The organism is Paractinoplanes rishiriensis (assembly GCF_016862375.1).
GTDB classification, from domain to species: Bacteria; Actinomycetota; Actinomycetes; order Mycobacteriales; family Micromonosporaceae; genus Actinoplanes; species Actinoplanes rishiriensis.
Genome location: NZ_BOMV01000060.1, coordinates 104096 through 118043 on the forward strand (window position 1 = coordinate 104096; position 13948 = coordinate 118043).

General features: G+C 71.2%; 10 protein-coding genes. 5 read left to right on the forward strand and 5 right to left on the reverse strand.

Annotation, left to right across the window (positions count from 1 at the left end):
• Positions 1-28: 28 nt before the first annotated feature.
• From Ari01nite_RS28275 to Ari01nite_RS50120, 4 genes are read left to right on the forward strand one after another with little or no spacing between them, the layout of a single operon-like run.
• Complete coding sequence (locus tag Ari01nite_RS28275) at positions 29-613, forward strand: ArsR/SmtB family transcription factor (protein ID WP_203785234.1); 585 nt, start codon at positions 29-31, stop codon at positions 611-613.
• 17 nt (positions 614-630) lie between these two features.
• On the forward strand, positions 631-1839 hold the full coding sequence (locus tag Ari01nite_RS28280; RefSeq protein ID WP_203785235.1) for an MFS transporter: 1209 nt from the start codon (positions 631-633) through the stop codon (positions 1837-1839).
• Complete coding sequence (locus Ari01nite_RS28285) at positions 1836-2684, forward strand: menaquinone biosynthetic enzyme MqnA/MqnD family protein (RefSeq protein ID WP_203785236.1); 849 nt, start codon at positions 1836-1838, stop codon at positions 2682-2684. The genes Ari01nite_RS28280 and Ari01nite_RS28285 overlap by 4 nt, the downstream gene beginning before the upstream one ends.
• A gap of 60 nt (positions 2685-2744) precedes the next feature.
• On the forward strand, positions 2745-4232 hold the full coding sequence (locus Ari01nite_RS50120; RefSeq protein ID WP_239163094.1) for an LPXTG cell wall anchor domain-containing protein: 1488 nt from the start codon (positions 2745-2747) through the stop codon (positions 4230-4232).
• A 451-nt stretch (positions 4233-4683) separates the two neighbouring features.
• Here Ari01nite_RS50120 and Ari01nite_RS28295 read toward each other — a convergent pair whose 3' ends face one another.
• The 3 genes from Ari01nite_RS28295 to Ari01nite_RS28305 form a co-directional block, all read right to left on the reverse strand.
• The gene (locus Ari01nite_RS28295; RefSeq protein ID WP_203785237.1) at positions 4684-5952 is read right to left on the reverse strand and encodes a glycosyltransferase family 2 protein; all 1269 of its coding nucleotides are present in this window, start codon (positions 5950-5952) and stop codon (positions 4684-4686) included.
• Complete coding sequence (locus tag Ari01nite_RS28300) at positions 5886-7331, reverse strand: phospholipid carrier-dependent glycosyltransferase (RefSeq protein WP_203785238.1); 1446 nt, start codon at positions 7329-7331, stop codon at positions 5886-5888. Before Ari01nite_RS28300 ends, Ari01nite_RS28295 begins: the two co-directional genes overlap by 67 nt.
• Before the next feature lie 105 nt (positions 7332-7436).
• Positions 7437-8393, reverse strand: coding sequence for an aldo/keto reductase (locus tag Ari01nite_RS28305; RefSeq protein ID WP_203785239.1), 957 nt, complete (start codon positions 8391-8393; stop codon positions 7437-7439).
• Positions 8394-8534: 141 nt separating this feature from the next.
• On the opposite strand from Ari01nite_RS28305, the gene Ari01nite_RS28310 reads away from it, so the two are divergent.
• Complete coding sequence (locus Ari01nite_RS28310) at positions 8535-10127, forward strand: beta-1,3-glucanase family protein (RefSeq protein ID WP_203785240.1); 1593 nt, start codon at positions 8535-8537, stop codon at positions 10125-10127.
• 21 nt (positions 10128-10148) lie between these two features.
• On the opposite strand, the gene Ari01nite_RS28315 is transcribed toward Ari01nite_RS28310, so the two are convergent.
• Together Ari01nite_RS28315 and Ari01nite_RS28320 are read right to left on the reverse strand one after the other, a co-directional pair.
• Complete coding sequence (locus Ari01nite_RS28315; protein WP_203785241.1) at positions 10149-10976, reverse strand: SWIM zinc finger family protein; 828 nt, start codon at positions 10974-10976, stop codon at positions 10149-10151.
• 1 nt (position 10977) lies between these two features.
• On the reverse strand, positions 10978-13881 hold the full coding sequence (locus tag Ari01nite_RS28320) for a DEAD/DEAH box helicase (protein WP_203785242.1): 2904 nt from the start codon (positions 13879-13881) through the stop codon (positions 10978-10980).
• Between the last annotated feature and the right edge of the window lie 67 nt (positions 13882-13948).

Sequence of the window (13948 nt, forward strand, 5' to 3'; positions counted from 1 at the left end):
TTCCCGGCGCTGGCGTGAGAATGGCTTTATGGCTGACTGGCGTACCAGGAGCGGTGGGGTGCGGATCACCGACCCGCGGGTGATGCGGGCTCTGGCGCATCCCGCGCGCATTGAGATTGTTGAGTATCTGCATGACACCGGAGCCGTGGTCACCGCCACCGAGTGTGCGGGGATGGTCGGGCTGTCACCCAGTGCCACCTCGTATCACCTGCGTGAGCTTGCCAAGTATGGGCTGGTGGAGCAGGCGCCCAGCCGGGGGGACGGGCGGGAACGGGTCTGGCGCAGCGTCGGCACGGGGGTGCACATCGACGCCGACCCGGCGGACGGGCCGGACACCCGGGCGGCCTCGCACGCACTCATCGACATGTATCTGAACCGCGACCTGGCCCGCGTACGGCAATGGGTGGAGCGGCAGGACGACGAGCCGGCGGAATGGCGCGGCGCCAGCGCCATGATGGGGCAGCGGCTGCTGCTCACGCCGGACGAACTTCGTGAGCTGAACGGGCAGGTCCGCGACCTGCTCGAGCCGTATCGGCTGCGGGACCGGCGGGACACGGCTCCAGAAGGTGCACGAAAAGTTGCGGTCAACTACATGGCGTTTCCGGAGGTGTGAAGGAATGCTTTCGAAGTATGTCCTTCACATCTCGCTGGGGTGACGTCTATCTGGCGGCCGGGGCGCGGGCCGTCTCGGTCTGCGGTGACTTCCTCGCGGCCACCACGCTGGCCCTCGTGCTGCAGGGCGCCGGGCACGGCGGCCTCGCCATTTCGGGGCTCATGGTGGCGGCCAGCCTGCCGCTGGCCCTGCTCGTGCCGGTCGCGGGGCGGATCGCCGACCGGGTGGACAGCCGCCGGGTCCTGGTGGTCGCCGGGTTCGGGCAGGCCCTGGTCTGCCTGGTGCTGGCCGGCACCGACCACCCGGTGGCGATCATCGGGCTGGTGGCGTTGCTCGCCTGCGGGCTGGCGATCGTGCAGCCCACGCTGTCCGCGCTGCTCCCGGACATGGTCGCCGAGCGGGACCTGGCCAAGGCCAGCGGCATCTATCAGACGGCCGGGGTGCTCGGCATGATGGTCGCCCCGGCGCTGGCCGGGGTTCTGGTCGGGCAGATGGGGCCGCGCCTGCCGCTGCTGATCGACGCCGCCTCGTACCTGGCTCTGGTGGTTGCCGGCCTGGCCCTGCGCACCCGGCGGCACCACCGCGGCGGCAGCGTCACCGCGGCGCAGGTGCCCTACCGGGTGCGCGACGACCGCACGCTCAGCATCATGATCGGCGTGCTGGCCGCCTCGGTCGCCGCGATGAGCTCGATCAACGTGCTGATGGTCTTTCTGGTACGGGACACGCTCGGCGCGTCCACCACGGTCTACGGGTTGGTCGAGGCCGCCTGGACCGCGGGGATGCTGGTCGGGACGGTGGTCTTCGCCCGGTTACCGCGCCGGCTGATGACCGTGCGGGCCGTCCTTCTCACCGTGGTCGTGTCGGGCGTACCGCTGCTCCTTGGTGCAAGCGTGAGCGTTGCACCCTGGCTGATCCCCCTCTGGATCATCGGCGGGATGGGCAACGGTGGCACCAACGTGCTGGTCATGGTGATCGTCGCCAGCCGTGCCCCGAGCCGGTCGCGAGGTCGTGCCTTCGCGGCGCTGGGCTCGACCGTCCAGGCCGCCGGGCTGCTCGGTCTCGCCGCCGCCGGGCCGCTGGTCGACCGCTTCGACCCTCGGGTGCTGGTCGCCTCGGCCGCCACGCTGAGTCTGATCATCGCGGTAACGTGCCTGATGGTGGTGCGACGCGAAACACCCCAGCCCACCGTCGATCCCGAGCGGGTGCGGGATAGCGTCGGAGCATGAGCGACAGCGCCGGTCGGCCCCGGGTCGGGCACATCCAGTTCCTCAACTGCCTGCCGATCTACTGGGGTCTGATGCGCTCGGGCGCCCTGCTCGACGTCGACCTGCGCAAGGACACCCCCGACCGGCTCAGCGCCGACCTCGTCGCCGGCGACCTGGACATCGGCCCGATCACGCTCGTCGAATACCTGCGACACGCCGACGACCTGCTCCTGCTGCCCGATCTAGCGGTGGGCAGCGACGGGCCGGTGCTCTCGGTCAACCTGATCTCCACCCGGCCGCTCGCCGAACTGGACGGCCGCCCGGTGGCGCTCGGGTCCACCTCGCGGACCGGTGTGCTGCTCGCCCAGATGCTGCTGGCCGATCGGTACGGCGCCGAGCCGCGGTACTTCCGCTGCCCGCCCGAGCTCACCCAGATGCTGATGGAGGCGGACGCCGGCGTGCTGATCGGCGACCCGGCCCTGCGCGCGCTCTACGAGGCACCCCGGCACGGGCTCACCGTCACCGACCTGGGCGAGGCCTGGCGCGAGTGGACCGGCCTGCCGATGGTGTTCGCGGTGTGGGCGGTCCGGCGCGACTACGCGGCCGCCAACCCGGGAGCCGTCAAGGACGTGCACGAGGCCTTCCAGCGTTCCCGTGACCTGTGCCTGGGCGAACTCGACGAGGTGGCGAGCGCGGCGGCCCGCTGGGAGCCGTTCGACGCCGCGACCCTGGCCACCTACTTCCGCGCCCTGGACTTCTCGCTGGGCGAGCGGCAGATCGCCGGCCTCCGCGAGTTCGCCCGCCGCGCCACCGCCCGCGGCGAGGTGCCCGCACTGGGCTCCGGCCCGGTTTTCGCCGAAGTTTGATCTTCAAGGGCACAGGCCCTACGCTCCCGGGACCCCTCGACCAGTGGAAACGGGAATCACATGCGCCTGCGCCACTTCGGCCTGCCCGCCGCCACGACCGTCCTGGCCCTGACCGTCCTGGCCCTGACCGTCCTGGCCGCTCCCGTTTCTGCTCCCGCCTTCGCCGAGCCGACTTTTGAGGTGCCGCTCGTCGGGGTGCTGGTCCCCGAGCAGGTGACGGTGATCGAGGGGACGACCAAGTCGGTCACCGCCACGGTGCTCAACGCCGGCACGGCCACGGCCACGGCGGTGGTGCTCCAGTTCGGCAGCGCCGTCCACCCGGTCGACCCGGCGGTCGGCCTGAAGGTGCCGGCCGGCTGCGGCGCCCAGGGCTGCGAGGTCGGCGACCTGGCCCCCGGCGGGTCCCGCAGGTTCACCTTCACCCTCACGCCCGCGGCCGACGCCACCGCGCTGACCTCGACCTTCGACGTCACGGTCGGCGGCGCCGAGGGCGTGCTCGGCTACCAGTCGCCGGTGACCGTGGTGCGCGCCAAGGGCGGCCTCGACCTGGAACTCGCCCCGATCGACGACCTGAGGCTGGGCCGCGGCCAGACCGCCGACGTGCCGGTGGCGGTGCGCAACGCCGGCACCGAGCGGGTGGACGCGATCGGCCTGGTGATGGTGGCCGAGCCTGGTCTGCAGGGCTTGACGAAGTACCGGAACTGCGCGGTGGACGCCGATCCCGACCTGAGCATCGTGGTCTGCCTGTTCGAGCAGGAGTTCCCGGCCGGCGCCACGTTCTCGCTGCCGTCCGCCACCCCGCTCCAGATCAAGGTCGCGCCCGATGCCGGCGGCCCGTACAAGTACTCCGCAGCCGTTGCCGTGGTGGGAGTTCCCCCGCAGGCGCTCGAAGACCTGTCCGAAAAGTCCGGACCAACCCTCCGGATGTCGGCCACCCCGCCGGCCGGGGACATCAACGAGGACGACAACATCCAGACCTTCGGCGTAGAGGTGGGCAAATCGACGGCCGACTCCGCCGCGATCGGCGCGTCTTTTCGGGGAGCGGTGGGCGACAGCGCCTCGATCCAGGTGGGCGTCCGCAACGAGGGCCCGACCGCGGTGATCCCGCCCAGCCTGACCTGGTTCCAAACCGTCCGGGTCACCATCCCGGCCGGCGTCCGCCTGACCGCCGTGGACGACAACTGCGTGCCCGGCACCGCCTTTGACTTCGCCACCGCGGGCACCATCGGGGGCCGCGTCTACACGTGCTTCATCCTGACCTATCTGGGCCGGGGCGCGAGCCACCTCTTCACCTTCACCGCCGAGATCACCGACCCGGCCGCCAAGCCCGGAGCGGTGGTTGTCGACGGCGGCGTCCAGGACCCGGACCGGTCCAACGACCGCGCCGCCATCGGGGTGCAGTCGACCGCCTCAGGCGAGGGCGGCGGTCTGCCGGTGACCGGAGCTTCCACGGGTTGGTTCGCGGCCGCCGGGATCGCCTTGCTGCTGCTGGGCCTGACCCTGCACCGTTTGGCTCGCCGCTGCCGAATAGTCACCGTCGCCGACTGAACCGGGCGTGTTGGCGGTCCAGATCTTGTCGAACTGCGGGGTGCGAGAGTTCGACAGGTTTGAGCGATGGGCGATGCTGGCCCGCCAATCTTGTCGACAGGCCGTGCGCGCGGAACTCGAATTCGACAAGGTCAAGCAGGTCGGTCGCGCGCTGAACCGCGATGGGCTCCCCTGCTGGGGGTCAGAGCAATAGATATCGTGAAATATCGGGCTTGGGAAGACCGGAAGTGGGTCTGGCGGTCAGGGCGCGACGGTCGTGGAGTGGGCTGATGGCGGGGCGGGGCGGGGCGGGACGGCTGCGGGGCGGGACGGCTGCGGGGCGGGACGGCTGCGCGGCGGGACGGCTGCGCGGCGGGACGGCTGCGGGGCGGGCTGAGGTGGACGCCGCGGTCGCTGAGCAGTGCTGATGGAGGGCGCGACGGCTGTGGGCGGGGGCAGCGCGCGACGGCCGTCAGTGCACCGGCTGGTCGACCTGGGTGGGGCCCGCCTGGCGCGGCACCGGCGCATGCCCGGAGCGGAGAGCCGCGCGGGCCGGTTCCGGGCGCATGCCCCTCAGGGTCAGCAGGCTCGCGAACAAGCCGGAGAACACCCCGATCGCGCCCAGCCCGATCGCCGTCGCGGACGGTAGTACCAGGCGGATGGTGCCCCTCGGGTCCAGGTCGCCGAAGCCGTGCCGGCCCCACTCGCCCAGCGCCACGCCGGTGCCGGCCAGGCCCAGCAGGATGAGGGACACGCCGAAGAGGATGGACCGTTCGAAGCTCAGCCAGCGCACCCACGGGCTGGGTTTCGCGCGGCGCACCAGGCCCTCGAACTGGCCGTACAGCTCCGCGAACGCGCCGAACAGAACGATCTGTGCGCCGGCCAGGACGGCCAGGCACGCGTACACCAAGGCATTGACGTCGAAGCGCACCCCGGCCACCGTGCGTGACCCGGTGGCCAGGGCGATCGTGGCCAGCAGGCCGGTCAGCAAGAGGGCGGTGCCGGGCCACAGCAGGGTCCGGCGCGGGGCGAAGACCAGCAGGAAGCGCAGGTGCCGCCAACCGTCGCGCCAGGTGCGCAGGTGGGGCGGGCGGCTGCGGCCGTCGGGGCGCAGAGTGGTGGGCACCTCGGTCAGGTCGTAGCCGTTCAGCGCGGCGCGCACCACCAGCTCGGAGGCGAACTCCATGCCGGGCATCCGCAGGTCGAGGTCGCGGATGCGGTGCCGGTCGAAGCCCCGGATGCCGCAGTGGAAGTCGCCGATGCTGCGCAGGCCGAACAGCCGGCGGCCCAGCCAGGACAGCACCGGGTTGCCCAGGTAGCGGTGCAGGAAGGGCATGGCGCCCGGTGCGATGCCGCCCCGAAAACGGTTGCCCATCACCACGTCGTGGCCGGCGCGCAGGCTGTCGATGAACGGGCCCAGGTCGGTGAGGTCGTACGAGTCGTCGGCGTCCGCCATGATCACGTATCGGCTGCGGGCCGCCTCGATGCCGGCGATCAGGGCGGCGCCGTAGCCGCGGCGGGGGGCCGTGATGACCCGCGCGCCGGCCCGGCGGGCGATCTCCGGCGAGCCGTCGGTGGAGCCGTTGTCGCTGACCAGCACCTCGCCGCGCACGCCCAGCCGGGTCAGCGAACCGAGCGCCTTGCGGACGCACGTCTCCAAGGTCTCGGCCTCATTCAGGCAGGGGAGGAGGACGGTGACTTCGAGGTTGTCGCCGGCGAAATGGGCACCGCTGGAGGACATGGGATCTCGCTTTCGGCGTGCGTGGATGAAGCGGCTGCGATCCGGGTGACAGACAGGGCCAGGCCGAGCGGCACGAGCAGCACCGCCGGCACCGCGTAGCGGTAGTCGAAAAGGCTGGTGGCCACGCTGCCGGCGATCAGGCCGAGGCCGGCGCCGGTGAACAGCAGCGCGTCCGCGGCCGGGCGCCACGAGCGGCGCCGCGGGCGCCAGACCGCTGCCACCAGGGCCAGAACTGCGGCTATCGCATAGAGGGGGCCGGGGATAACCACAAAGCGGCCGTACGCGTGCAGCACGCGAGCGTCCGCGTTGTCCACCACGAAGGCCGGCGGCGGGTTGTCCTTCGGGCTGTTCGCCGGCAGGTAGTAGCGCGGCTGGCAGACACCGCCGGGCTCCGCGGGCGGCACCCACTGCAGGGTCAGGCAGTGGCCGATGTCGGTGACCGGCGCCCGCATCCGTAGGTGCCACGACGTCTGCTCGGCCACCATGCCCAGGTACGCGGCGGGCCGCTGCCGGATCACCGTGTACGCGAACTCGGCGAGCACCGGATCGCCCTCGACGGTGGGGTACAGGCGCCGGGCCGGACTGGCGAGGCTCCACAACCACTGGTCGGGGCGCTGGTCCCAACTGGCCGGTGCCTCCGGCATGCAGAGTTTGCGCTGCTCGGCCGTGAGTTCGAGACGGTCGCAGTCGGCGATTGGCATGACCCGCGCGTACAGGAATCGGCCCTGGTACTCGCCGAAGGCGTACGGCCCCCAGGTCTGGTGGTACCAGAACAGATAGCCGCCCAGGATGGCCGCCACCGGCAGCGCGAAGGCGGCGAGCCGCACCAGGCCGGGCCGCCGCACCAGCAGATAGATCGTGACCAGCGCCAGCACCGGCAGCCCCACGGTGCGGGTGACCGCGGCGAAGGCGAGCAGGGCGCCGCCGAGCGCGGCCGCCGGCCAGCCCAGCCGGTCGCGCCAGGCCAGCAGCATCAGCCCGCCCGCGGTGGCGGCCACGAACGCCGACTCGGCAAGCACGTAGTGCTCGACCGTGACCACCCGGGCGTCCAGCGCCCACGGCAGCAGGGCGAGCGCGGCCAGCCAGGGCCGGACGCCGCGGCGGCACAGGAAGACGTAGCCGAGCACCAGGACCGCGACGCCGACGACGTGCTGTGCGAGTGCCAGCCACGCGTACGGGTGACCCACGAAGGGTTTGATCAAAAAGGAATAGCCGTACGGGCGAATGCGGTAGGGCTCGTTGTCCGCGGCGGCGCTGATGTAGTCGAGGCTGTCCGAGAAGAAGAAGGCATGCGGATACGTCAGTTGGTAGTAGACCCGGAGCGCCACTGCCCCGGCGACCACGACCAGGAACAGCGCGTGCCGCCTATGAATAGACAAGTGTCATCCAAACGGACAGTCCTGATGTGCGCGTGCGAAAGTACCAGCGCCGCGCATCAACGACGAACCGTCCGTTTGGACGAGACCACCTGTGTGAGTGACCTCTCAGGAGGTGAGTATGTCGTCGAGGGCCGCGACGTCCTCGGCGGTGAGCTGCCAGGTGGCCGCCTCGGCGTTCGCCTGCACCTGCTCGGCGGTGGTGGCCCCGGCGATCACGCTGGCCACCGCGGGCCGGGCGGCGAGACCGGCGATCGCCACGTGGAGCAGGCTGTGGCCGCGCTCGGCGCCGAACGCGGTCAATGCCTCCACGGTGTCCCAGTCGGCGTTCTCCAGCACTCGCCGGTAGCGGTCGAGGGACAGCCGGGTGCCGGACGCGGGCGTCTCGCCGCGCCGGTACTTGCCGGTGAGCAGGCCGGAGTCGAGCGGGAAGAACGGCAGCAGGCCGAGGCCGAACTGCTCGCAGGCCGGCACCACTTCCTCCTCCACACCGCGCTGGAGCAGGCTGTAGTGGTTCTGCGCGCTGATGAACGGGGTCAGGTTGCCGGCCCGGGCGGTCCAGTCGGCGTCCGCGATCTGCCAGCCGGCGAAGTTCGAGTTGCCCAGGTATCGCACCTTGCCGGACCGGACCAGGTCGTCGAGGGCGGCCAGGGTCTCGTCGATCGGGGTGGCCGGGTCGGGCCGGTGCATCTGGTAGAGGTCGATGTGGTCGGTCTCGAGCCGGCGCAGCGACGACTCGACCGCGCGCACGATGTACCGCCGGGAGCCGCGGGCGCCGAAGTCGTTGCCGTTCAGCCCGCCCATGTCCATGCCGAACTTGGTGGCCAGCACCACCTCGTCGCGGCGGCCCTTGAGGGCGGCGCCCAGGCACTCCTCGGAGGACCCGTGCGGGGTTCCGTAGATGTCGGCGGTGTCGAACAGCGTGATCCCGGCGTCCAGGGCCGCGTCGACGACCTCCCGGGTCCCGTCCAGATCGAGCTTGCGGCCGAAGTTGTTGCAGCCGATCCCCACCACGGACACGACCAGGCCCGAGGTGCCGAGCCGGCGATAGCGCATCTCACTCATGGGCCGACCCTATGCCCGTTTGACGCGACGTTTGCCCGTGGACACCGGCATCCGTACGCATCTATTGACACACAGTCTTAACAATTGTCAGCTGGTGAGAGCGCTCTCCGTCCCCCACCTGCGGAAAGAGGTGTCTCCCCCGTGCGAAGAAGAAGTCTCCGCGTCCTCGCCGCGCTGGCCCTGGCCATCCCGGTCACGGCCGCCGTCTCCCCGCCGGCGGCCCAGGCCGTCGGGCCGGCCATCCTGCCGGTCACCATCACCAACAGCAGCGGCCGCGCCGACGCGGTCCACATCTACGTCATCGGCGTCCAGCTGTCCTCCGGCCGGCTCGGCTACGTCAACCAGGCCGGCACTTTCACGGCGTGGAGCGGCGGCGCGCTCCCGCCGGTCGCCGCGCCCGACGTCGCCATCCCCGGCGCCGGCAACGGCGGCACCAGCACCATCAACTTCCCGCGCGGCTTCTCCGGCCGGGTCTACTTCTCGATGGGCGAGAAGCTCAAGTTCTTCCTGACCCCGGACGGCCTGGTGCAACCGGCACCGTGGGCCGGCGGCGACGCCAACGCCAACATCCTGTTCGACTGGAGCGAGTTCACCTACAACGACGCCGGCCTGTGGCTGAACAGCTCGCAGGTGGACATGTTCGCGATCCCGCACGCGGTGACGGTGACCGGCAGCAACGGCGCCACCAAGCGGACCGGTGACGTGGTCGCCAACGGCCGGGACAACGTGATCAACACGATCCGCAACACGTCCGGCTGGGCCAACACCGTGCGCACCCGCTCGGACGGCACCGTGCTGCGCGTGCTCGCCCCCGGCAAGGCCGCCGGCGCGGGCCTGCTCAGCAGCACCTACCTCGACTCGTACATCGCCTCGGCGTGGAATGCGTACACCGGTAAGACGCTCACCGTGGTGCCGTTCGGGGACCAGCCGAACACCCGTTACTTCGGCCGCACCTCGGGCACGGTGATGACCTTCACGAACTCGTCGGGCGCCGTGGTGGCCCGCTTCAACCGGCCGTCGTCGGCCAGCGTGTGGGGCTGCGACGGCGACCTGCCGGCACCGAACGACCAGGTGGTCGGCCCGATCTCGCGCACCCTCTGCGCGGCGCTGAACCGGGGCACGCTCGGCACCATCGACACCCAGCCGAGCCTGAACGCCGCCGACTTCTACAAGAACAACCCCACCAACACGTACGCGAAGGTCATCCACGCCAACATGACTGACGGCAAGGCGTACGCGTTCGCCTTCGACGACGTCGGCGCGTTCGAGTCGCTGGTGCATGACGGCGATCCCCGCTCGGCCGGCATCATCCTGTCGCCGTTCACCGGTGGCGGCGGCGGAAACACCACTTCCGCGGTATCCGTGATCAGCTCGCTCAACGACAAGTGCATCGACGTGCCCAGTTCGAACTTTGTGGACAGTGCCCGGCTGCAGATGTGGAACTGCAACAACACCAACGCGCAGAAGTGGACCTTCACCGGCGGCACCCTGAGGAGCCAGAACAACAAGTGCCTCGACGTCGCGGCCGGCTCGACCGCGAACGGCGCGGCCGTCCAGCTCTACACCTGCAACGGCACCGGAGCCCAGCAGTTCGTGCTGAGCGCCGCGGGTGACCTGGTCAACCCGCAGGCCAACAGGTGCGTCGACATCGTCGACCTGAACGCCGCCGACGGCGCGAAGCTCCAGCTCTGGGACTGCGCCGGCAGCTCGAACCAGCGGTGGCGCAAGGGCTGACAACTGCGGTGACCTGGCCGGTCAATCCTTCGGATCGGCCAGGTCGCGGTACGCCGGGCGGAGCAGATCGACCAGCGGGATGTGCCGCACCCGCACCGGCGGCGGGTCGAGCGCGCGCAGCAGCAACTCCGGCGGCGCGGTCACCCGGGCCGGGCGTTCCCGCAGGCGGCCGAGGCTGATCGCGGGGGAGTAGAAGTCGGCCGGCTTGTCCGGCAGCGGCGTCTCGTCGACGGCGAGCGGGTCAACCGGGTCCACCGGTTCCGGCGTGCCGCGCAGCGCGTCGAGCAGTTCGTCCCGGTTGCGGCCGCGCCAGGCCAGCACCAGGAACGGGTCGTCGTCGAACGCCTCGGCCAGCACGTAGAGCACCGCCGAACCGTGCTTGCAGGGAACACTCCAATCCGGACAGCTGCACTCGATGCGCAGGTCGTCCGGGAACAGCGGCAGGTCGTGTTCGGCGAACAGGTCGACGATCTCGTGCGGCATCTCACCGGCCAGCAATGCGGCGCGATACAGGGCGCGGCTGCCGAGGGCTTCGGTCAGGTCCGTCCACTCTGTCTCGTCGAACGCTGCGATGCGGATCGTCACGGCGTACGGCTGCGGTCTTGATCCTTGCACCCGGGCCGTGACCCGGCCCGGCGTGAGTGCGAAATCCATCACCTGGCCCTTGCGGGCGTAGGCCCGCCCGCGGGCCAGCCGGCCGCCGTCGCAGACCCGCTCCAGCACGTCGACGAACCGCCGCGACCACCACTGTTCGCCGATCTGGCCGCGCTTGGCGCGCACCGCGATGCCACCGTCGACCTCGATCGGCTTGCCGCCCTCGAAGAACTCGCCCTTGCGGTTGAACGGCATCTCAGCGCACCGCCGTCCGGTCGAGCTCGAACAACTCGCGCAGCTGGTCGGTGTTCAGCTCGGAGATCCACTCCTCGCCGGTGCCGACCACCGACGAGGCGAGCGCCTTCTTCCGCTCGATCATCGCGTCGATCTTCTCCTCCAGCGTGCCGGTGCAGATGAACTTGCGCACCTGCACGTTGCGCGACTGTCCAATCCGGAACGCGCGGTCGGTGGCCTGATCCTCGACCGCCGGATTCCACCACCGGTCAAAGTGGACGACGTGGTTGGCGGCGGTGAGGTTGAGGCCGGTGCCGGCCGCCTTGAGCGACAGCAGGAACAGCATCGGTTCGTCGTCGGTCTGAAATCGCTCGACCAGGTCGTCGCGCTTGGCCTTGGTCAGTCCACCGTGGAGCCACAGCACCGGGCGGTCGAGATGCGCGGCCAGGTACGGCTGCAGGAGCGCGCCCCACTCGGCGTACTGGGTGAAGACCAGGGCCTTGTCGCCGTCCTCGACGATCTCGGCGGCCAACTCCTCGAGCCGGGCCAGTTTGCCGGACCGCGACGGCAGCCGCGAGCCGTCCTTGAGCAGATGCACCGGGTGGTTGCAGACCTGCTTGAGCTTGGTCATGGCGGCCAGCACGTTGCCACGGCGCTGGATGCCCTCGCTGCCCTCGATCGCGGACATCATGTCCTCGACCACGGCCTGGTAGAGCGTGGCCTGCTCCTCGGTGAGCGTGCACCAGACCTTCATCTCGTTCTTCTCCGGCAGGTCCGAGATGATCGTCTTGTCGGTCTTGAGCCGGCGCAGCACGAACGGGCCGGTGGCCCGCTTGAGCGCGGCCGCGGCGTCCTCGTCCTGGCGTACCTCGATCGGCTCCTGGAACCGGCGGCGGAACCGCTTGGCCGGCCCGAGCAGGCCCGGATTGCAGAAGTCCATGATGGACCACAGCTCGGCCAGGTGATTTTCCACCGGGGTGCCGGTCAGCGCCAGCCGGGTGCCGGCCGGGATGGCGCGCACCGCCTGCGCCTGCCGGGTGCCGCTGTTCTTGATGGCCTGTGCCTCGTCGCACACCACCCGGGCCCACTCCACGCCGCGCAATGTGGACAGATCGCGGACTGCGGTGCCGTACGTGGTGAGCACCAGGTCGGCGTCGTCGATCCCGTCCCGGCGGCGCGAACCACCATGATGGACGTACACTCGCAGGCTCGGCGCGAACCGGGCCGCTTCCTTCTGCCAGTTGCTCACCAGAGACATCGGACAGATGAGCAGTGTCGGTGCCGGCGTCGCGCCGTCGGCCCGCTCGGTCAGCAGCAGCGACAGGGTCTGCGCGGTCTTGCCGAGGCCCATGTCGTCGGCCAGGATGCCGCCCAGCCCGAGCCGGGCCAGGAAGTGCAGCCAGGACAGCCCGCGTTCCTGGTACGGCCGCAGCTTTCCCTGGAACCCGATCGGCGTCGGCAGCGGCTCGATCCGCTCGGCCGCCTGACCGGACAGCAGGTCGCCGAGCATCCCGTCGGCGTCCACCTCGACCAGCGGCAGGTCCTCGTCGCCGCCGTCGATCACCTGCTGGAGCACCTCGCCGGCGGTCAGCTCGCCCTCGCGGCGGCGGTCCACCGCCCGCAGGGCCGCCTTGAGCTGCCGGTCGTCCAGCTCGACCCACTGGCCGCGCACTCGCACCAGCGGCACCTTGAGCCGGGCCAGCTCGGCCAGCTCCTCGGCGGTCACCACCCCGTCGCCGATCACCAGGTCGATCCGGAAGTCGACGAGCTGCTCGAGGCCGAAGCCGGAGGCCGCCACCGCCCGGCTCTTGCTCTGCTTGGACCGGCTGCGGGTGGTGAGTTTCAGCCCGACCGCCTTGCGCCCGGCCCAGGCCGGCAGCTGTACGCCGAACCCGGCCGCCTGGAGCAGCGGCGCGGCCTGGCGCAGGAAGTCGTGCGCCTCGCCGGTGTCCAGTTCCATGCCGGCCGGCCGCTGATCGGCCAGCGCCAGGTGCAGCAACCGGAACAGGCGGACCGCCCGGCCCAGCCCGGCCAGCAGGGTCTCGTCCGGCCGGGCCGGCATCCCCGGGAACCGGGCGCCCGCCCAGACCTCGGCGGCCGGCAGATAGAGGCTGGGGTCCTCGGCGGACTGGAGGGCGAACTCGAGGCCCCACGCGTCCGAGCCGGGCAGCGGCTCGCTGAGCCGGAAGCTCACCCGGATCGGCCCGTTTGCCTCGTTCGCGGCGCGCATCCAGTCGCCGAGGGCCGCGCCCAGCTCGCGCACCTCGTCCGGGCGGGCACCGGGCAGCGCCGGGTCGTCCGCGGTCAGCGCCGCGATCCACCGGTCCGGCAGTGGTCCCTTGGGCCCGGCCCGGTGGCCGTGCAGGATGCGCTCCGGCATCACCTGCCGGGCCGCGTCGTCGACCAGCGCGTCCAGGGCGTCGCGCAGGGTGCGGGCCAGTCCGGTGCCGGTCGCCCGCACCGCCGGCGGCATCCCGGCGGCGAAGTCCCGGTAGGTGGCCGCGTCGCCGCCGGTGAGCACCGGCCGCCAGCGCCCGGCCGGCACGCCGCCCTCGATGACCAACTGCGGCAGCATCCGGCCGCGCCGGGCCAGGTCGCAGGCGAAACCGGCGAGCACCCCGAGGTAGCGCAGCGAGGAGCCGGCCTGCCAGGGGTTTTCCGGGTCGGGGTCGGCCACGGCGGCGAGGGTGGTGAGCGCCCGTCCGGCCGGGACGATCAAGACCGGGATGTCGTACGGGCGCAGCTTGACGCCCCGGCTCGGCGGCTCGAGACCGCTCTCCGGGGACGGTGCCGGGCCACGCGTGTTACCCGGCAGCGTCAGCCGCAGCGTGGCCGGCTCCGCGTCCGGTATGTCTTCGACCGAACCGCCCTCGGACCAGAGCGCGAGCCCGCTCCCGGGCACCCAGCAGCCGTGTAAGACCTGCACTCCCACCCCCTGACGAACGCATCGAGAGTAACGACCGTGACCCTCGCCGCTGACGCCCGATCGGACG